The sequence below is a fragment of the Acaryochloris sp. CCMEE 5410 genome (genome assembly GCF_000238775.2).
GTDB lineage: Bacteria > Cyanobacteriota > Cyanobacteriia > Thermosynechococcales > Thermosynechococcaceae > Acaryochloris.
Genome location: NZ_AFEJ02000001.1, coordinates 35,777 through 55,550, shown reverse-complemented (window position 1 = coordinate 55,550; position 19,774 = coordinate 35,777). Strand labels below are relative to the sequence as shown.

Below are 19,774 nucleotides of genomic sequence, written 5' to 3'. Positions count from 1 at the left end.
CGAAGGCTGATGTTGACCGTGATGGATTGGGTCTAGTACTGTTTCAGATTCTGCTCGATTTAACTTCATCTTTTCGTTTCATGCGAACACCCTGTTTTGCAGGGTTGTTTTACGTTCCTCCTAGAAAAAATAGGATGGTTCTACTGACCAACAGTAGAGAGACCGATGAGCCATCTAATCGATACTTTGAAGCAAGTCCCGGATTTCCGCAGTGCCCATGGCCGTACTCATCCGTTATGGCTTCTGTTGCTGTTGATGGTGATGGGTATGCTTGCTGGATACCAGGGATATCGCCCCTTAGAAACCTTTACGAGCGATTATCGCCAGCCTTTAAGTGAGCTATTGGGACTTGAGAGCCTTGAAGTTCCGTCTCACTGTACCTTTCGTCGAGTGATGAAGGGGCTTGACTTCCAAGCGTTGAGCCACCAATTTGAAGCATGGATGCTCTCGAAAGCCCAGACTCACTCTCCCGATAATTATGCAGCCTCCATTGATGGCAAACGGATTCGTCAGGGGCTGACAGATGCCAAGGGGAAGCAGCGTTTTGTGGGCTTGGTGAGTTTATTTGCGGTGGAAGCAGGCATCACCCTCAAGCTCGAAGCCCTCACTCAGGAGGATAATAGCGAAATCAAAGTCGTGCAGGCACTGTTGGAAACCCTTCAACTCGATGGCTTACTGATTACCATGGATGCCTTACACGCCCAAAAAAACACTTGAGAAGATTGTGGCCTCGGGTAATGACTATCTCGTGGCGGTCAAATCCAACCAGGGAAGACTTTACGACCACCTCCAGACTTACTTTGAGTGTCTTAAACCCATGGCTGAGCACATCCACTCCGCCCAAAGTAGAGGACGAGATGAACATCGGTGTATACAGGTTTATGAGCCTGTCGGCATAGCCCTACAAGAATGGACAGCAATTCGCTCTGTACTTTGTGTCCAACGATGGGGTACTCGCAAAGGAAAGGAGTATCACAATACGGCCTATTACATCAGTTCAGCTGCCACCTCACCCCATCATTGGCAATCTCTGGTCCGAGAACATTGGGGCATTGAAAATCGGTTGCATTGGCCGAAGGATGTTGTTTTTGGCGAAGATGATTATCGACTCGAAGATGAACAAGCACTGCTCAATTGGTCAGTGCTTAGAACTATTGGGATTAATATCCTGCGGCTAAACGACTATCAATCCCTCAAAACCGCGATGACTAAGCTTGCTAATCGGGTCGATATTATTTTTTCGCTGCTAACTTAAAACAGCCCTGCTCTGTTTTGCCTGAAACACATGTTTCTGTTGGTGTAATCGCTTACATCTTGAGACTTAGGCCACCCTTTTATAAGAGGCGATCTAGGAAAAATTGTGATCTTATGTCTCGATTTAAACTATAGGGATTAAGTTGTTGAATATAAGTCCTCCTCTTGACTTTGCAGAGGTTTGGAGAAAAAAATAAGAATCTTGGCATCCTGGTTCGCTAGTGAAAGGGGGAAAGCTAGGGTTTCTGTGGTGCTGACTTAGCTCAAGACTAATTGGTAAAGATACGACTATGGGTAAACCGACTGGTTTTATAGAATTCGTCCGCGAAATTCCAACAGATCGTCCCCCGTTGGAACGGATTAAGAACTGGGATGAATTCCATCAGCACTTACCTGAAGAAAGGCTCCGAAACCAAGGGGCCCGTTGTATGGATTGTGGGACACCGTTTTGTCATACAGGCACGGTCATTAGCAATATGGCTAGTGGGTGCCCCATTAATAACCTGATACCAGAGTGGAATGATTTGGTTTATCGAGGACTGTGGCGAGAAGCCCTTGATCGGCTCCATAAGACCAATAATTTTCCAGAATTTACTGGACGTGTCTGTCCAGCCCCCTGTGAAGGCTCCTGTGTATTGGGAATAACGAACCCTCCCGTAACCATCAAAAATATCGAACAGACCATTGTTGATAGAGGCTGGAAAGAGGGGTGGATTACCCCCCAACCGCCTGAAAAACGGACGGGCAAGAAGGTTGCCGTGGTGGGGTCGGGACCCGCGGGACTTTGTGCTGCCGCCCAACTCAATAAGGCAGGGCATTGGGTGACAGTGCTGGAGCGGGCCGATCGACCGGGTGGGCTGCTGACCTACGGCATTCCCAATATGAAATTGGAGAAGGAACAGGTGGTAATGCGCCGTCTCCAACTTCTAGAAGAAGAAGGGGTGAAGTTTGTTTGTAACACTGAAGTGGGTAAAGACCTCCCGGCTGACTCTTTGCTAAAGGATTTTGACGCGGTTGTTCTCTGTACCGGGGCCACTCGTCCCCGGGATCTCCCCATTGAAGGTCGAGATTTGCAAGGGATTCACTTTGCCATGGACTTTCTAACAGCCAATACTAAGGCGGTTATGGATGCTAGCCTGAATGACCAGGTGATCTCAGCCCAAGGTAAAGATGTCGTCGTGATTGGGGGCGGAGATACGGGGACAGACTGTGTAGGGACTTCCATTCGCCATAACTGTCAGAGTTTAGTGCAGCTAGAAATTATGCCCAAACCTCCCCAGGAGCGGGCTGCCAATAACCCTTGGCCCGAATGGCCGAAGGTCTATCGACTCGACTATGGTCAGGAAGAGGCTGCTGCTGTCTTTGGGGATGATCCAAGGGGTTATCTGACCATGACTACCCGCTTTGAAGGGGATGAACAGGGTCATGTTAAAGCTTTGCACACGGTTCAGGTAACTTGGGAAAAGGATGACCAAGGCCGCTTTACGCCGGTTCACGTTCCTGGATCTGAAAAAGTGATTCCAGCTCAACTGGTTCTGTTGGCCATGGGCTTTTTAGGACCGGAACAACCCCTTCTAGATTCGTTGAACTTAGATCTTGATCCCCGGGGAAATGTCAAAGCTGAGTATGAGCAATACACGACGAGTATCCCAGGGGTATTCGCAGCGGGAGATTGCCGACGGGGTCAAAGCCTGGTGGTGTGGGCCTTTAATGAAGGGAGAGGCGCAGCACGGGAATGCGATCGCTACCTGATGGGGCAAACGGATTTGCCTTAGCTATAATATTTGCTTTAGAGAATGACTGTCCTTAACCATTAACACGACATGAAACCTTCTCCACAAACTGTTTACGACAATCTCAATTTGCTTGAGCAAGTCGACAAAGTGAGTAGCGCCCAATATCGTCAGATGGCCCAAGATATTTTGGCGGACCCAGAGGTAAGTTTGCAATGGCGAGAAGCGATCGCAGAACGTCTCAACCAAGCCAATCGTCAACTCGGACTGCAAACTGCAAACGACGGGGATAGCTACTAGCCATTAATCGGGGTGGGCTTGGATCAGATCAAAAATGGTGCTGTCCAGTTCATAACCAAACATCTCCGCCATTTGGATAACTTTGGCATTACTATCCTGTCCTAAAGAGCGCAGCCAACGGGTAATCGTGAAAACTTTATGCATGATCAGGATGTCTAAGGCCTGGGGATTGAAGAGGATACCTTCTCGCTCACTGAACTGGTGAGGGACAAGCATGGCAACATAACGGACCAGCTCACCCGAACGCCAGTCCAACAGTAACGGTAACCAAGGATAGAGACTATCTAAGCGAATAAACCATAAACGTACCTCCGGTATCTCGGACCATTCTTGCTGGGCATCGGCTGGTTGAGGATAGTTGATCTGAAAGGTCAGTTCTTGCTCATGGGCCAAAATATCGCTAGCCAGCCAAGCATCCAGGAGGGGACGAATGGGGGATAAGTCTAGGCTATCAATATGAGTAGCGTTGATGGCAATCGTTTCGGTCATGATTCTGGTTCAGTTTGCAAAGGATGGGGGCGGTCAGTAAAACGGAATCGGTTCGGGTTTAGGTATGATAGAGAAGAATAGCAATGCGGCTCTGTTCCGCCTGTGCTATTGAGCTGGGGTTGAGTATGACTGGCTGTCAAACACAAGTGATATTCAGCTTGGTTTGAACTTAATAAATTTTGATTAGGTTTACCTTGACCTATTAAAGCTCGAAACCGTTGTTTAGTGTTGGGATGTACCGAGTGTTGGACGTTGAGCCTGAGACCCCCACCGAACCAATCACTTCCTTAGAAGACGCGATTGACCAATGCCAAGCTTTGGGAATGCGGCTAAGCCGACAACGGCGATCGATCTTAGAGCTGCTTTGGCAAGCGGAAGAACATCTTTCTGCTCGACAAATCTATGATCGACTGAATCAGGCGGGTAAAGAGATTGGCCATACCTCGGTTTACCAAAATTTAGAGGCTTTGTCCCAACAAGGAATTATTGAATGTGTAGAGCGATCAGATGGACGCTTATATGGCAACCTAAGCCATTCTCACAGCCATATTAATTGTCTAGATACAGATCAAATTATTGATATTCAAGTTGAGCTACCGCCAGAGCTGATTGCTCAAATCGAAGAGCAGGCAGGCGTAACCATCTCAGATTATCGAGTGGACTTCTTTGCTTATCGCCACTCAAATCCAAAAATGTAGCCAATTAATCCTAAACTAGATCCAGCAAGCAGATTGAAGCGGTAGGGTGCCAATTGCTTTCGGATTGAGCGATGGATGCAATTGGGTTCCCTTGTTTTTGACTAAGTTAGGAGTAAAACGTACAGATGGCTGGATCTACCCAAGATGTCCCACGTCTTTTGCGGGCTGCCCGTGGGGAAGTATTGGATCGTCCCCCCGTATGGATGATGCGACAGGCGGGTCGATATATGAAGGCCTACCGAGACCTACGGGAAAAGTACCCTTCTTTTCGGGAGCGCTCTGAAATTCCTGAGGTGGCAATTGAGATCTCTCTACAACCCTGGCGTGCCTTTAAGCCAGATGGCGTCATTCTCTTTTCGGATATTGTGACGCCCTTGCCTGGAATCGGCATCAAAATGGATGTAGCAGAAGGCAAGGGGCCGATCATCGAAGAGCCGATCCGAACCATGGAACAGGTAAATAACCTCCATGATTTGGAGCCAGATGAGTCTCTGCCGTTTATTCGCCAAATTTTAACGGCTCTGCGACAAGAAGTCGGTAATCAATCGACGGTTTTAGGGTTTGTCGGCGCGCCCTGGACGTTGGCAGCTTATGCCATTGAAGGTAAAGGCTCCAAGCATTATTCCGTTATTAAGGGCATGGCGTTTGATGATCCGACGATTCTTCATGCCTTTTTGGAGAAGATCTCGGATGCGATCGCAACCTATGTAAGGCACCAAATTGATTGTGGCGCCCAGGTGGTTCAAATGTTTGATTCTTGGGCGGGGCAGCTGAGTCCCATTGACTTTGAAACCTTCGCGCTTCCCTATCAGCAGCGGGTGTTTCGTCAGGTGAAAGAAACGCATCCCGATACCCCACTTATTCTCTTGGCGAGCGGCAGTGCGGGCTTGTTAGAACGGATGGCTCAGTCTGGTGCAGACATCATCAGTGTAGATTGGACGGTCGATATGGCCGATGCCCGTAAGCGTTTGGGACCGAATCTACATGTGCAGGGGAATATGGATCCAGGCGTGCTATTTGGGTCCCAGGATTTTATTCGCGATCGCATCCTAGATACAATTCGCAAAGCTGGCAACAAAGGCCACATCATGAATTTAGGTCATGGTATTTTGCCAACAACACCAGAAGAAAATGCCGCCTTTTTCTTCGAAACGGTCAAGCAAGCTGATCAATTATTAGCAATTCCTGCTTAGAACCTAATTTTCTTATAAAAAGCTCGCATTTGAGCTTATATTCACCATTTACAAAAAGAGAGCAAGAATAAGTATTTGCTCTCTTTTTTCATAAAAAATAGAAGTTTTGCGTCATCCAATCACCTTTGATGAGGCTAACTTTGGTGTGCACTTCTTGCTGTAAAAAAGCAATTGGATTGTGGAAGCCCCCCAGATAACATAAACAGCTTTAACCAGAGCAAGCACTAAATTCTAGACATGATTGATCCATCTCCAAAATTCTAGGAGACTTATACTGCCAACGGCTGAGGGCTTAACATTTCAGATTGAGCTATAACTCTCTCTACCAAAGAATTTGAAGCTCATCTAAAAAGTAAACTTTCAACTCGTTCGGAGTATAATTTCAAGACTTGATCACAAATTATTGAGTAAGTTTCAATACAATTAATGTAAATTCTGTGGATGTTGATTGGCTCCCTTTGCACCTAGAGGTCATAGATTAAGGGTTTAAGTTTGTACCCCTGTCCTAACTTAAAGACTGAGAGCTGAAATATCTGCTTAGTATGCGTTAGGGCTGAGTATAAATTTCTACCATTCTTTTTCTTTATCCTTCAGGTTAAGAATAGTCTTTCAGCTAACCCCTCAGCGCCATCTGGGTAAACTACGGCCATGAGCGACATTGAAAATCTGAGAATTCACTTTTATGGTGTGCAAGGAAGTGGATCAATCTATCCTTCTTTTCAAGAACGAAGAGCATATCAAGCCCTGACGGATCAAGATTTACTTAAGCAGGTATTTGAAGATCTACAGAAACGGGCTGGTCCTGATGGTCGCTTAAATACAACGATAGAAGAGCTACTGGGTGGCCCCTTCAATAAGGCAACCCTTGCAGCCTATCGAAACCGTTTGGAACGTTCGCAAGCACGCATTTATGGGGGATGGACCACCTGTATCCGAATAGAAACCGCAGACCAATACGATATCGTTTTAGATTGCGGAACTGGATTTCGGATTTGTGCCAAGGACATCATGCAAAAGTGGGGAACAGAGGAGCAAGCAAAATCCTCACTCCCCTCAGAACATCCATCAGGAATAGGCCGTCACCTATACATCTTCGGTAGCCACTCCCACTTTGACCATACAGAAGGATTTGACCAGGCTGCCGTTTGTTTTGACCCTCGCAACCATATTCATGTGTATGCCAACCGCCAATATCTCCAAGCCCTCGATCAAATATTAGGGATCTTTTCCCACCAGGTGGATTATCGGCTCAAGGGGGTACAAACTCCCTTAAGTTATGAATTAATGCCTGCCCAGTTCCATTCCTGCGAGATTCGAGACTTTCAAATTGATCCGCCTCCGGATACTCCAGATAAATTCGTTGATCAATATCAAGATCTAGATCATCCCATCCGCCTGGGGGAGACGATTTTACAACCCTTTGAAGTATTTCACCCCAGCCCTTGTCTAGCCTATCGAATTGAGCGGGGTGGCAAAGTCTTTATTTTCTGTACGGATCATGAACTCCGCCGAGGTCAGGAGCCTGAACATCCCTTACAAATTGCCAGCCTAGAAGCTGAAGAACGATTATGCCAACACAGCATGGATGCGGACATCCTGTATCGAGATGGTCAATTTTTAAGAATTGAGTATGACGGCGACTTAGGAGTTGGCTCTCCCCATGGTGTTTCACGCTTGGACTGGGGACATAGTTGTATTGAAGATGTGTTGGATATGGCCACACGCTGTCGGGTCAAACAGACCTACATCGGTCATCATGATCCCAATCGTGATTGGTCGGAACGAAATTGGCTGGATGAAACATTACAACGCAAAAGCAAACAGACAGGGCTTAATTTTGAGCTAGCTAGAGCAGAAACCGTTATTGATCTCTAGACATTTTTTACAAGGCTCGAGCCAATTCAAGAAAGGCATCTTCAACCTGATCTCCAGTTTTGGCACTACTTTCAAACACTCGCCTCCCTTGACCAAAATGAAAAATCACCTCATCTAAGCTCACTTCCCAAGTTAAGTCAGATTTATTGATGATGGGTACATAAGGAACCTTGCCTAAATTTTCTTCAACGATTCTTACAAGTTCCAGAGCACATTCAAGGGAAGCTTTTCGTGTCCCATCGATCACAATTAAATATCCTGATGCTCCATGCAAATAATGAAGCGGGACTGAAAACTGATCCTCTGCTCCTGCAATATCCCAAAGCAAAAGTGTGACCTGTTCTCCGCCCAGTAAGATTACTTTTTTATCTACCTTAACCCCAAGAGTTGAGTGGTATCTATCATCATAAATGCTATTGACAAAACGTTGGACCAAACTGGTCTTACCAACGCCCCACATTCCTAACATTACGACTTTATGCTTGATCATTACGGCCTAGACTACTGCACTCAGATCTTAGATTTACTATATCGCCATTGAGGCAGCATATCATTACTCGATCCGGCTAGAAAGCATCAAATAAGAATGTAAAAATCGGGCCGACAGCAATCCAATCAATTAAGTAGGTAAGGCTTGAAAAGTTGCTGTAGATTTCGAAATGTAAATTCAATCAAACCTCATAAAGAGAAAGGTTTTCAGATTAGTGCATAAAATGAAACTTAGTTGATCTTTTTAAGCCAACTCTACTTACTATTGATATTTCTGTTAGTTAAAGATTCTAGGATTAATTAAAATCAATAATTCAGTACTATTTATATGCCAATTTTTAGACTTAGTTCTATTCTTAACAAGAACAAATGACGATGCATCACCCAAGGTATGCCAAGAAGGTAAAATCAGGAAAAATTGATACTTCAAACACAAAAAAATAAAACTATAGGATAGTGCCAGACTCTCTACATCCATTCCGGTGTATACCTAACAGACTTACTACTGGCCACTAAAGAATGAATGACATGGAGAATTATTGCCTGATCATTTGCAAATTTTTCAAAAACGGGGTAGATAGCTATAAGGGGGGAATAGGTCCTAGATTCTGATTTGAATGGGCCTAAAAAAACTGAATGAATAAGGTAACGATTGAGACATTACTGAACGACTTTGTTTCTGCCTCTACTGAGATTCAAGGTGCAGTAATGGTTTCTCCGCAAGGGCAGCTCCTAACCCATCCCATTGGCCTCTCTGAAACCTCAACTAGCATTATGGCGGGCTCCATGCTGCAGTTAGCAGGATGTGTAAGTGAGCAATGCCACTGGAATGCGGTGGATTGGGTAACGATTCAAGCCCTTGAAGGATACTTAATTTTAACCCAATGTCTTCAAGACATTTTTTTACTCATTCGATCCCAAGATGTTCCTTCTGGCTATTTATTGCATTACATTCATCATTATTTGGACAGGCTAAGGACATCCCTCAGAGCCCCTGACCATGATGCAACAGTTGTGCAATTAAGCTACCGACCAACGGAGCTAATTAATCAGTCCTCGGTTGGCACCCTTGTGCCGCCCGCAACCAATGGAGCAGATGCCTCCAGCCATGCAGCAAACCATACCAACCCTCCTCATCCAACCTCAAATGGGGCACAACCCACCCCGTATGTTCCATCCATTTCATCAGCACCCACGCTGCCCATTCATTTAGATGAATTTGAAATTGCCTATTGTCAAAAAGAGTTGGCGGAAATCATTGGTCCCATTGCATCCTTGATTTGCGATCGCACCCTCACTCAAAACCCAAATTTACGGCTGATGGATTTCGTCAATGCCTTGGCCCAACAGATTCCTGATTCTCAAAAAGCCTTAGACTTTCAAAAGCGAATCTTATCGGAGTAACCATAGGGATTCAAGCTTGAGTTCTTCAGATATCCTGCAACTCATTTCGGGTTTTATTCCATGGTTCAGATCACCTAAAACCCATTCCCTGCATAGCCTTCCATCGTTAAAGACTAAAATGACGCCAGTCATTTAGTTTACCGTTCGTTAGGAGTGCAGATGCCTCAAACTAAGTCCCATAAATAGACTTGTCCGAAAATTTACAGCCCATAGTGTGTCTGGTTTTGAGCATGGTTGCTTTGACAGCAGACTCAACGACGGAATGGGGGTCGGAGATAGTTCCTGTTAGTTTAGCCCCAAAAGATAGCGTCGGCTAATTCATCGCATCCTCCCTTTTTAAGGCTGAGATAAACCAGGCAAAACAATCATGCCCAATCGCAATCGAACTAAGCCACAAACGGTAAGAATCACTTGTTCATAAGTCTCATGACGCAGACGGAATCGCTCTTGAGCAACTCGGAAAATCCGCACTACGCGGATCACATGCTCGACAAAGATGCGACGAGTACTGGAAAATTCCTTGTTCTGTGCCTTTTGTTGCGGTGTCAGCTCTTTGCCCCGTGGCTTTTGGTGTGGGGTTTGTACATGCTGTGCTCCCACATAGGCTTTATCGGCAGCGAACCCCTGTCCTGGAGCAAATTGCGATTGTCGCTCTCGAAACACAGAAATGTCACTGGTGGGTCCCGTCTCGCCTGCTGTAGCATCGACGATATCTTTGCCGCCAGGCAGGGTCACAATCTGCGACTTGAAGGTGTGCTGTTTCTTTTGCCAGAAAAATACAAGCGTTGCTCTTCGTTGTCGCTGGGGCGTTCTCTGGCTTGCTCGAAGCTATCGACAATCAACTGGAACTGAGTTAACCACTCCTGGACAATGGCATAATCGCTCGGGTTGGATTCCACTTGCTCAAACAAACTCGCAGGGAGCAGTGCTCGTAGAATCGCCAGCCAGTAGTGAACCGTATCATTTGCCTCACTCTTGGACACCCCAAACTGGAGTCCTAACACCTCAAAGGTGGGATAGTGCCGCAAGTAGAACAGGCACAGGCAAACCTCCTCTGCGACGGATAACAGCGGTTTGCGTCCTCCTCCTTTGGCATTGACCCGGCTTTTATGTCGCTCTATCTCGGCTTTTTGCTCGTTGTGCTTCAACTCGGCTTGTTCCAACAGTTGGAGAAATTGAGGGTATTCAATGCCCAACACTCGCTTGCTGCGATGGGGATATTTATGAATATAATCAAGGGGATTTTTGATCATTGGTAGAGCGGTAAAACTCCGTTCTACCATCTTTTTTCTCCACCATTTATATTTCGGACAGGTCTAATGGATTCCAACATTCTTAACCCTTGAGCAGTTTGAGACATTTGTCTTACCCCATTTGCACATCAGCACTCGGGGACCTCAACCAAAGCTCTCTTTGCATGCCATCTTCAACTACATTTTGAAGTTGCTGCACTTGGGATGTCAGTGGAGTGAGCTACCCATTGAAAAGGATAAAAATGGGCGGCCAGAAATTCACCACTCTAGTATTTATCGAGCCTTTCGACGCTATGAAACCCATGGTTCAATGGCACTGACTTAAGCTCAATCAAATAGCTAGCTTAGCTTTGAGAGCAGAGCGAGGTTGTCGCATTCGCGAGAAAGATTTGGGTCTGCGTTTGACGACTCTCGGTTCGTGCCGATTCGGTCGAGAGGGTAATAGATCGGCTGCCATGGTCTCAAGTAGATGAGTAAACAACCGCTTTCTGGTCGCACGGTTGGCTGTCGCCAACAAAGCAAGCATCTGATTGAAGTGTTGTCGTGCTCCTTGCACAGACAGTTGAGTTCTAGCATTATCTGCTAGCGGTGCTGCAAGTTCCATGAGACTTCTGAGTAGGTTATAGCCCAACAAATGTACCCAAATGTCCTTGCGCACCATATCCGGAGTTTTGGCACTGAGCATCTCCATTTTTAAGGTGGTTTTGAGATGGCGCAGATTGACTTCCGCCACTGGCCAACGCCAGCCATACAAGCGAGTCAGTTGCCCAGCGCTGTAGCGTTGAGCATCCAGCAACGTCGTCACCACAATAATATGCTGGTCGCGAAAGCCCTTAAGGGATAAGCGTAAACATACCTCTCTAACGACCAATGTCTGAGGAATCAGGGCAAACTCCTGCTCACTCATGTGCTCAGGCCGTTGGGCTGGCTTGTGCCATGTCACCTGATGATCACCAATGCCATGCTTGTTGCCTTTGCGGAAATCAGTCTTGCGGGCATGATGCTTACGCAACACTCCATCAGCCCTGTGTGGTTGAATGATGGCTAGATCAACATAGCTGCCATAGGCTTCACATCACCGACCTCAAGGTCTTGATAGAGCAAACGACTCATGACAATTTCACTGGTGTCCCATGGGGCAATACAGGCTGAGACCACTGCCCCGGTGACCAGACAGAAGAACACTACCAATCGGGCAATGGGAAACCCACAGCCTGCTGTTTGATTGCCATGTTGTGGGTATGACGCTTGGTTGGCCTCACTATCAGCCATCAACACGGTGGTCCCGTCGTAGACCTTAACAGGGCGACCACACCAGAGGTGCTCTGGGGAGAGGGTTTGCGCTAAGCACTCAGCGCTTTCAGGAATTAAACGTTGCAACAGTGACTCTGGAAAGCGACTTCTGGCTTTGCTGTAGGCTCCGGTATCAGATGAGGGCGGTTGGATGCCAGCCGCTGTGAACCAAGTCGTGATGCATTTGACTGTGTTACGAAGGCTTTTATCGGCTGATAGCACTTGGTAAAGCATGGCCCACAGCGTAACGATGGGGCTATATACCCGGTTGCGATAGGAGAATGCTTCTTCTTTCAGGAGTTCATCTAACCTTGAGGCTGGAAGGATATCTGTCCACGGTAAACCCAGGCTTTGGGAAAATTGCTGCTTGAGAGTTTCGGCTGACTCAGACATAGTGAAAGGCAGAATATTTATGGCTTGCAAGTCTTGATTATATGTCTATCAGGACTTGTAGCCCTTTCCTTACTGCTTAAGTCAGTGCCATTGATCCTAGAACAGTGCCATCTGGCAACAAATGACCTTCCAAAATTTCAACACCACGTTGTTCCGCCAGCTCCCGAAATAAAATGCCTAAACGACTGCGAAGACTACCATATATAACTTTCCGACGACGCTTAGGAATGAATACAATGTGATATTTGCAATCCCAAGTCGTATGATTTAGCTTCTTAGGTGACATTTCTTTCTCCTTGCGAGAAAACTGCAAGGAGAATTTTCTACCGTTGCACCCAGTCAAACCTACGAGAGTCTCCCCGGCAGAGCCGGGGGCTTACCAATATTTAGTTATGCTCTCCGCGACCAGCAAATTCAAATGGGGTATGGCACCCCCAAACAGCCCAACGTGACCCTGCGACTCATTGAAATCAAAGTGGGCAAAACCTGGCATTCCTATCTCACCTCAGTTCTAGATCCAGAGATTTTACCGCCCTATGTCGTTGCTGATTTATATGGCAAAAGATGGCGAATTGAAGAAGCATTCAACACGGTAAAGCGATTACTGGGACTGAGCTATCTGTGGACAGGATCTATCAACGGGGTAAAGCTTCAAATCTGGGCAACTTGGTTGTTTTACGCCGTCTTAGTAGACTTAGGCGATGCTATTGCAGACGAGTTGGCTTTACCCTTTGACCGGATTTCCTTGGAGATGGTTTATCGGGGACTATATCATTTCTCTGTGGCGCACCAAAAGGGGTTAGCAACCGCCCCAGTCCAGTATGTTGCGGCTCCAGAAAATCAGGATTTAGGGATTGTCAAACGTCTACGAAAACCTAAGGTCAAACTGATTGTTGCTCCTTTTCCAGATCGTCAACGAGGGTCTGAAAATTTCTTCTTTAAGCCAACTGCTGAAATACCCTTGCAAGCTGGGGTGTAGCTTTAACTTGTTGCCAATGGGTTCCCAGTGAGTTCTCCCATCATTTCCTGACCTTTTCCCTCCAGATTTTTGACCGTGGCGTCAATTCTATCTTCAATACTCATTGTTGAACGCCTTTATGATCGGTGGTTTTGGAGACATTATTAGCCTATCAATCGGCCCACAGGTTGCGTCTCTATCGCAAGATAGTTTGCTGGATCTACCTAAAGAGAGAGATCGAGCTGAAGTGAATCTAATATCCTCAAACTCTTCTCAGTCAGAACTGAACGAAGATGATAGGGCGTAGCTAATGGATCGGGGATGCCTTAGACTTCGGAATGGTTACCCCTGGGAATAGGGAGTCAAACCGTTGATTGACCCAGGCAAGCCGCAGCATGAGTAGATGATTGAAACCATCCTCACTCCAGCGCATACCAACCCCCTTAAAGCGCTGTTGAATCAGCCACTTACAAGCACTTTCGACCATTCCTGACCCCAGCGGTATCTGTAGTTGTTCAAAGTGGCGATATTGGATGTGTCGCAGATAGCGCTGGAAATAAGCCTGTACCTGGAGCAACGTCGTAAAAGATTTGCCCGTAAACAATTGTGAGTGAATCAACATCGTCAAGGACCGCAATACTAATAGGTGTTGCCCATGTCGCAATTGGTGTCGCCAGCGCCGAAACCAGGCTTGGGCTTGAGCAGAGCGAGCATCCCCAAACATCGCTTTTGTTGCTCGTGCAAGATGGCCTGCTGCATGAAAGAAATCGAGAACTGCCACAGCACAGTGAGAGAACAAGGTGCGGTAGACTCGCCAGAAGCCTCGCCCCCCATCACTCAACCAGATGACGCTTGGGGCCGATTCAAAGTCTTGTTTGCGGGCTTCGAGGTGCAGTAAGGGGATGAACTGGTCGATATCGCCCAATACTGCCACCAGTCTTCGACGTAGTAGTTGGGGGACACGCTTTTGTGCTCGGGTGCCCCGTGTTCCTAGGCGGGCTAAGATAGCAACTTTGACTTCTCGCCACTGGATTTTTCCCTTGGGGGTTTTCGGGGTGGGGCGAAAGGGCACCATCACACCGTCAGCAGCAATGGCCAAAGGTAGAGCAGACAACACCTCTGAAATCGCTTCACAAGGAGTCTGGTCACCTGAGGCTTGAGCTTTGAGTTGAGTCTCTAGCTCCTGATAAGCTTTGTTGCCCATGACTTGCACCCAACTCCACAAGCTTGATGAGCTGACGGATAAACCACTCCACTGACTCAGCATCCAACTGGCCAGTTCATAGGGCATAAATAGACTTAACAAGCAGCCTAGACGAACCAATTCTTCACTGCTGTGCTGATAGGAGGTAATCCCAATGGATTGATCCAAAGGAGCGGATAGACTACCTGGACACCTGTGGGGACAACGACCCACCCGTCGCTTTCAGGCAATATTTCCCACCAGTGTCTGCATCTGACGAGATTCCCATCCCTTCGAGTGCAAGCGGGTTCCGCAAGTGGGACACCTCGGCCATTCCAATACTGTTTTGCTCGCCGTGAGAGTTCATCCTCCAGAAGCCAGCGAGCCAAAAACAAACCCATTTGCAGAACGATATAAACCATCTGACTCAGGCTGGGTGCTTCTTTGAGTGCTTCGACCTGTTCTAGAAATTCGTGATGCTCTAGTACGGTTGGCAATTGCGATGTTAGGCTCATGACAAGTTTTTGATTCGGGTACAGGATCTATTGTCCTTGACCCGTTTTTCTTTGAGCCATACATCCCCGATTCTGTGCTTACGCCCAAGATGATAATGTTGTTTCTAAGAACTAAAGAGGAAATACCTGAGAAATGTGCTGTGAAAGCCAGTTATATTCTGACTCTTAACCTGCTCCAGAGGTACAATGGTAATGGCATCCGACACCCCCACAAAAGGGCAGCTAGAACGTTCGCTTTCTCAAAAAGTGCAGGCATTATATCGTAATGAATTAGGTCAGCAACCTAGTAAAGTGACCTGCCAACTTTGCGGAGAAAAATTTATTATTATTTTGGAAGATTCCCTAACTCAGCCCGAACAAGTTTTAGCCCAAGAGGGACAAGGGGACTTAGCTGAAGAGGTACGGACAAATCTAGACGATTTTATGAAACCGCAGCTTAAAAGTCTAGTTGAAGAAGTTGCAGGAGTTAACGTGACAGAGCTGCTGAGCGATGTAACTTTGGAATCAGGTCTAACAGGCATAATTGCGGTATTAGAAGAGACTCCAAATGTGCGCACTTCCAATGCATCCTAAAAGTGGGTTGAATCAACACTGATAGTTATGCACTAGCTGGTAATCTTGTCGGTTTAGTGAATTGAGGTGGAGATTGAATTGATGCATATTTACAAATAAGGGATTCAAGGACGTCAATCAAATAGGGTTTACAAACATAGTCACAACAGCCTGCCTCTAACAGCTTTTGTTTCTCTTCCGAAGTTGCCAAGCCTGTGACTGCAACGACAGCTACAGACCGAGCCTGAGGTAGTTGCTTTAGACGCCGTAGGATATCAAATCCACTCAGGTGAGGCATAACAATATCAAGAAGAATCAGGTCCGGCAATGTATCTTTGACCATGGCCAGTCCAGCTTGTCCTTCCCTAGCCAGCAATACATCACACCCCAGACTAGTTACTAAGTGATACAGTAACAAGAGATTGTCTTGGTCATCTTCAATTACTAAGACTAACGGACGTCGGTTCCGTTGAGTATGCTCCCCCGAAGGAGTAACGATATTTTGACTATGAATTAATGAAGAAGATTCCATATGCTTCACCGAGGTCAGTACCCAGAATGCCTATCTCCTGAAATTGGAGAACGAAGCATTCCACCAGTGGCAAAGCGGCACTTGGAGTAGATTGGTTCGCTTCACGCTCTACTAGATACACGCTCTTTGTCCTAACAGGTACTGAATAGAGAAAGAGCGTCTCAAACCGGCAAAGCTACAGCTTTATACGAAATTATTATAAATTAAATATAAAGAACTGGGAACCATTTGGTGCATTTGTTGGCCGAATTTATCATTTCGCAACTAATAAAACAATAGGCGACTGTGATTTTCTATGGGGGGTAGTTACGATGTAACCGAGAATGAGAGAGCGTTAAATAAGCTGAAGTGGATTACGCTATGCTTCATGAATAAAGTTACAAGGTTTGAGATCGCCACCTTTCTTCACCCCAAGAAAAAACCACAAGCCCTCTTAACGAAGACTCATGGTATTCATCCTATTTGCAGGATTGATCTTTGAATTAAACGGCTAAGATACCAGCACCCGCCGCAGCCCCCGCAGAAATTAGAGCCGTTGCAAACAGCCACCATGACGCTAAAGCCGCAGCTTTACATGTGGCCTCATATTGCTTCTGAGTTTGGACCTGTAGATCGCTAATGCGGTTGTTTAACTGTTGTTCTAAGCGTTGAGCCCGGCGAAGAACACTATCTCGGGCCGCCTCAACTTGATCGATGATTTGATGCACGTCCGCTTCAGAAATTTGGTCATGGGAGCTGAGGACCGCCACCAAGGTTTGGCGATCAAACTGAGACAATCGATCCTGGAGTGCCTGTAGGCCCGCTTGCGGATCGTCGAACAGCTGGCGAACGTCTCGCTTAATGCCTTCGTATTCAAGCTCAGGGCGATTGAGGGAGTTGAGGTAGTAGCGAATCTTAGCCAAAATTTGATCAATAACAGACTGGATTTGAAGCTGCACCTGCTGTATTTGGCTGGCGATTTGGTCACGAACCGCCAGGACTTGATCAATCGTCTCCCTAGCTTCTTGCTCCGACATATCTTTTCGCTGTGCTAATAAAGCCACGAGGGTGGTCCGGTCCACTTGAGCCAGCCGATCACTCAATCGCTCAGCACCTAATCGAGGGTCATTAAGCAGTAAGGTTAAATCCCGTTGAATGTCATCCGGGTTCAGCTCGGCTTTATCCGTTCCTCGCAAATAGTCTGCTAGAGCAGTCTGGAAGCTTTGGACTTGGACTTGGGTCCGTTTCGCAAACCGTCTGGGTGTGCGGAGAACCTCCTGGATGGATTGGAGCATATCATCAATAATGCGGTTCACCTCCTGTTCGGACAGATCATCTCGCTGGCTGAGCAACTGCACCAAGGTTTCTCGATCCATGCGGGAAAGGCGGTCTCTCAGGGCGCTCAGCCCCGCAGATGGATCATTCAGCAGAGTTTGCAGATCCCGCTTAATTCCATCGGGGTTGAGTTCAGCTCTGTTGGTATTGCGCAAGTAGTTTTCTACCGCACTCGTCGCTTGGTTAAATTTGTCTTGGGCCTTTGTTGTCAGGTCATCGGGAGCGTTAACCAGCCCGTACCACTGAGCCTCCAGGTCATCGATAACTGCATTGACCTCTCCTTCAGACAGATCCTGCCGCTGATTCAGAAGTTGGACGAAGGTGTCTCGATCAAACTGAGCCATCCGTCGACGTAATCGGCGTACCCCGACTTTAGGTTCATCCAACAGCTTTTTCAGATCTCGCTTGATGCCTTCAGGATTGAGGGCAGCCTTATTGGTATTGCGGAGGTAATCTTGCAGGCTCTGGGACTGCTTTTCCAATGAGCTTTTGCTGGACTGTAGGTCTGCATGGGTTTCTGCAACCACTCGCCGGTGAATTTGTTCCAGGCGATTGACTAAAAGTTCAATTTCAGCCGTTGTCAGATCGCTTCGGGTGACCAAAGGCTGGAGGAGCAGATCGCGATGGATTTGTGCGATCGCAGCATACCGTTCATTCGGATCAAATTGTTCATCTTCCAGAAGGGCTGTAAACGCTCGATCTCCCATATTGGACAGCATCTCAGTCTTGGGGGTCAACTCCAGATAGGTCTGGATGCGTCGAAACAGATCAACCCGAACCTGTTCCTTAATCTGGGTGGACAATTCCTGGATCACTGCGTGGCGTACGGCATCAAGCTGTGATGCTAAAGCTTGTATTTTAGTTTGGGTAAGGATCCCGCGGGATTTCAGGTATTGTTTAAATTGGGGTCGGTGGAGTTGTCGAAGATGCTCTCGCAAAACAGCCGGATCAGCCGTGGGGTCATAGAGCACTTCTCGAAACTCATGTTCTAAACGTTCTGGCTGCTTCTGCCAGACATAGGTGTTCAACAGGTAGTTCTCAACGTCTCGCTGAACGACACTGCGGACGGTCTGGCTTTGGTTGGGGTCAACCGCTGCCGCCAGTTTGTTGGCCTGATCCGTAACATGGTTTTTGGCAGTTTGCAACTGTTCTGTAATCCGATCCACATCCATTTCGGATAAATCCGACCGACCCATGACAACGCTGGAGAGCATGCCAAACGCGCCTGCGGTAGAGGCAGGGTCCTGTTGCTGATCATCCTGCTTAAGTTGAGCGATGAGTTTATCCAGGCGGGGGCCAATTTCCGTCGCAATCAGCTGTTGGGGCTGAGCAGACTGTAAATAGGTCACCAGTTCCCGCATCGGGTCACCTTGCGGCTGATTGACCAGCAAACGTTGCCAAGTTTGGTACAGTCGATCAGTCACTTGCTTGGCTTCCCGCCGGGATAAATCGGTGCGGGATTGCACCAACTCCGCAAAGGTCTGCCGATCGATGGCCTTAAGCGCCTCTCGATCTGCCATTTGAGAGAGATCTGAAGTGGTAATGATCTGCTCAAATTCCTGCTCGATGCCTTGCAAGTCAAAACTAGGAGAGCGGAGGGTGGCTAAATAGTCCTGTAAATTCTCCCGCAGGGTTTCTGGATCAACATCTGCCATGAGTTCCCTGCGGACTGCGGCAGCAGCAGCCTCTGCCGTAGCTACGACCGTATCACTTGCCCCTTTGGCAGCGATCGCAGAGGTGGCGGTTCCTAATATAGACTGAAAGCCTGAGGTGGCTGTTTTCACAACCGAGCCGATCAAGGAACCGACGGTGGTGGAGCTAAACCAGACCAGCAAGGAAAAGTAGGTGGCCCAAATGACCAGGCCAATGATGGCCCCCAATAGAATATTTTCTTGAAGAAGGCTGAGCTTAATCGCAAGCAGACAAGCGGCAAATAGCGCAATCGTCACACTGACCAAAGTCCACAGTCCCATGCCCAGGGTAATGGTGCGGAGGCTAAGGCCGCCTTCATCAGAAGAATTAGAGCTGGACCCAGCCTGAAAGCTGAGGTAAGACACCCCTGTGGCCACGGACAAGTTGGTCAGGAGCATCTGGAACCCGAAGGCGAGTAATACACCTGAAATAATGGTGACAATAAACTGAGGACCAGAAAAAACAAAGGCTGCTTCTGCTGCTGTCTCTGCGGTCGTCTCAGGGGATAGTTGAGCGATAAGTAACGGGCTACTAGCTATCGCTAGAATTCCTCCGCTTGCCATAACGATTTCTCCAGAAAACACTGCGATCTTTCCTCCACCCTAGAGACTCCACCCCCGCTTTACATCCTGCTAAAGGTATAGTGATTGGGAG

At 47.3% G+C, this 19,774-nt stretch carries 14 protein-coding genes and 5 pseudogenes; 10 read left to right on the top strand and 9 right to left on the bottom strand.

From position 1 onward, the window contains the following. Positions 1-165 precede the first annotated feature (165 nt). The 3 genes from ON05_RS00290 (at position 166) to ON05_RS00280 (ending at position 3,287) form a co-directional block, all read left to right on the top strand. A protein-coding gene (locus tag ON05_RS00290; protein WP_262560960.1) for an ISAs1 family transposase occupies positions 166-1,255 on the top strand; the annotation gives its coding sequence in 2 pieces (ribosomal slippage) (positions 166-705 and positions 707-1,255; 1,089 coding nt in all). A gap of 289 nt (positions 1,256-1,544) precedes the next feature. Then, complete coding sequence (gene gltD / locus ON05_RS00285; RefSeq protein ID WP_010468656.1) at positions 1,545-3,029, top strand: glutamate synthase small subunit; 1,485 nt, start codon at positions 1,545-1,547, stop codon at positions 3,027-3,029. A gap of 48 nt (positions 3,030-3,077) precedes the next feature. Further along, positions 3,078-3,287 carry a hypothetical protein gene (locus tag ON05_RS00280; protein WP_010468658.1) on the top strand — a complete coding sequence of 70 codons (210 nt, stop codon included), beginning with the start codon at positions 3,078-3,080 and terminating at the stop codon, positions 3,285-3,287. Positions 3,288-3,290: 3 nt separating this feature from the next. Here ON05_RS00280 and ON05_RS00275 read toward each other — a convergent pair whose 3' ends face one another. Next, positions 3,291-3,776: a CRR6 family NdhI maturation factor gene (locus ON05_RS00275; RefSeq protein WP_010468660.1), complete on the bottom strand. Its 486-nt coding sequence runs from the start codon at positions 3,774-3,776 to the stop codon at positions 3,291-3,293. Between the two features lie 233 nt (positions 3,777-4,009). Between ON05_RS00275 and ON05_RS00270 the strand changes: the two genes are divergently transcribed. The 3 genes from ON05_RS00270 to ON05_RS00260 all read left to right on the top strand — a co-directional run bounded on the left by ON05_RS00270 (position 4,010) and on the right by ON05_RS00260 (position 7,542). Continuing rightward, on the top strand, positions 4,010-4,474 hold the full coding sequence (locus ON05_RS00270) for a Fur family transcriptional regulator (protein WP_050857419.1): 465 nt from the start codon (positions 4,010-4,012) through the stop codon (positions 4,472-4,474). Positions 4,475-4,599: 125 nt separating this feature from the next. Then, complete coding sequence (gene hemE, locus ON05_RS00265) at positions 4,600-5,667, top strand: uroporphyrinogen decarboxylase (RefSeq protein ID WP_010468663.1); 1,068 nt, start codon at positions 4,600-4,602, stop codon at positions 5,665-5,667. Between the two features lie 648 nt (positions 5,668-6,315). Further along, positions 6,316-7,542, top strand: coding sequence for an MBL fold metallo-hydrolase (locus ON05_RS00260; RefSeq protein ID WP_010468665.1), 1,227 nt, complete (start codon positions 6,316-6,318; stop codon positions 7,540-7,542). Between the two features lie 7 nt (positions 7,543-7,549). On the opposite strand, the gene ON05_RS00255 is transcribed toward ON05_RS00260, so the two are convergent. After that, positions 7,550-8,032, bottom strand: a complete 483-nt coding sequence (locus tag ON05_RS00255) for a Rab family GTPase (protein ID WP_029314957.1) — start codon at positions 8,030-8,032, stop codon at positions 7,550-7,552. 635 nt (positions 8,033-8,667) lie between these two features. Between ON05_RS00255 and ON05_RS00250 the strand changes: the two genes are divergently transcribed. Continuing rightward, a complete protein-coding gene (locus ON05_RS00250) occupies positions 8,668-9,435 on the top strand; it encodes a hypothetical protein (RefSeq protein ID WP_010468670.1) in 768 nt (255 codons plus the stop codon). A gap of 336 nt (positions 9,436-9,771) precedes the next feature. Here the strand turns inward: ON05_RS00250 and ON05_RS00245 are convergent. After that, a pseudogene (locus tag ON05_RS00245) lies at positions 9,772-10,185 on the bottom strand (transposase family protein); the annotation flags it as partial. Further along, positions 10,167-10,688, bottom strand: a complete 522-nt coding sequence (locus tag ON05_RS00240; protein ID WP_262562125.1) for a transposase family protein — start codon at positions 10,686-10,688, stop codon at positions 10,167-10,169. The gene ON05_RS00240 and the pseudogene ON05_RS00245, both read right to left, overlap by 19 nt. A 121-nt stretch (positions 10,689-10,809) precedes the next feature. Between ON05_RS00240 and ON05_RS00235 the strand changes: the two genes are divergently transcribed. Continuing rightward, positions 10,810-11,013: a transposase gene (locus tag ON05_RS00235; protein ID WP_010472334.1), complete on the top strand. Its 204-nt coding sequence runs from the start codon at positions 10,810-10,812 to the stop codon at positions 11,011-11,013. A gap of 6 nt (positions 11,014-11,019) precedes the next feature. Here ON05_RS00235 and ON05_RS00230 read toward each other — a convergent pair. Then, positions 11,020-12,411, bottom strand: a pseudogene (locus ON05_RS00230) (IS4 family transposase); the annotation flags it as partial. Positions 12,412-12,483: 72 nt separating this feature from the next. Further along, a pseudogene (locus ON05_RS00225) lies at positions 12,484-12,660 on the bottom strand (IS200/IS605 family transposase); the annotation flags it as partial. A gap of 102 nt (positions 12,661-12,762) precedes the next feature. On the opposite strand from ON05_RS00225, the pseudogene ON05_RS00220 reads away from it, so the two are divergent. Further along, positions 12,763-13,353, top strand: a pseudogene (locus tag ON05_RS00220) (IS4 family transposase); the annotation flags it as partial. Between the two features lie 286 nt (positions 13,354-13,639). Here the strand turns inward: ON05_RS00220 and ON05_RS00215 are convergent. Further along, positions 13,640-15,030 (bottom strand): annotated as a pseudogene (locus ON05_RS00215) (ISKra4 family transposase). A gap of 192 nt (positions 15,031-15,222) precedes the next feature. Here ON05_RS00215 and ON05_RS00205 point away from each other — a divergent pair. Further along, positions 15,223-15,603 carry a DUF2294 domain-containing protein gene (locus ON05_RS00205; protein ID WP_010471222.1) on the top strand — a complete coding sequence of 127 codons (381 nt, stop codon included), beginning with the start codon at positions 15,223-15,225 and terminating at the stop codon, positions 15,601-15,603. Positions 15,604-15,628: 25 nt separating this feature from the next. Here ON05_RS00205 and ON05_RS00200 read toward each other — a convergent pair whose 3' ends face one another. Further along, a complete protein-coding gene (locus ON05_RS00200; RefSeq protein WP_010471223.1) occupies positions 15,629-16,114 on the bottom strand; it encodes a response regulator in 486 nt (161 codons plus the stop codon). A 482-nt stretch (positions 16,115-16,596) separates the two neighbouring features. Then, entirely contained in the window at positions 16,597-19,683 is a 3,087-nt protein-coding gene (locus tag ON05_RS00195) for an MFS transporter (RefSeq protein ID WP_063825625.1), read from the bottom strand. Positions 19,684-19,774 lie beyond the last annotated feature (91 nt).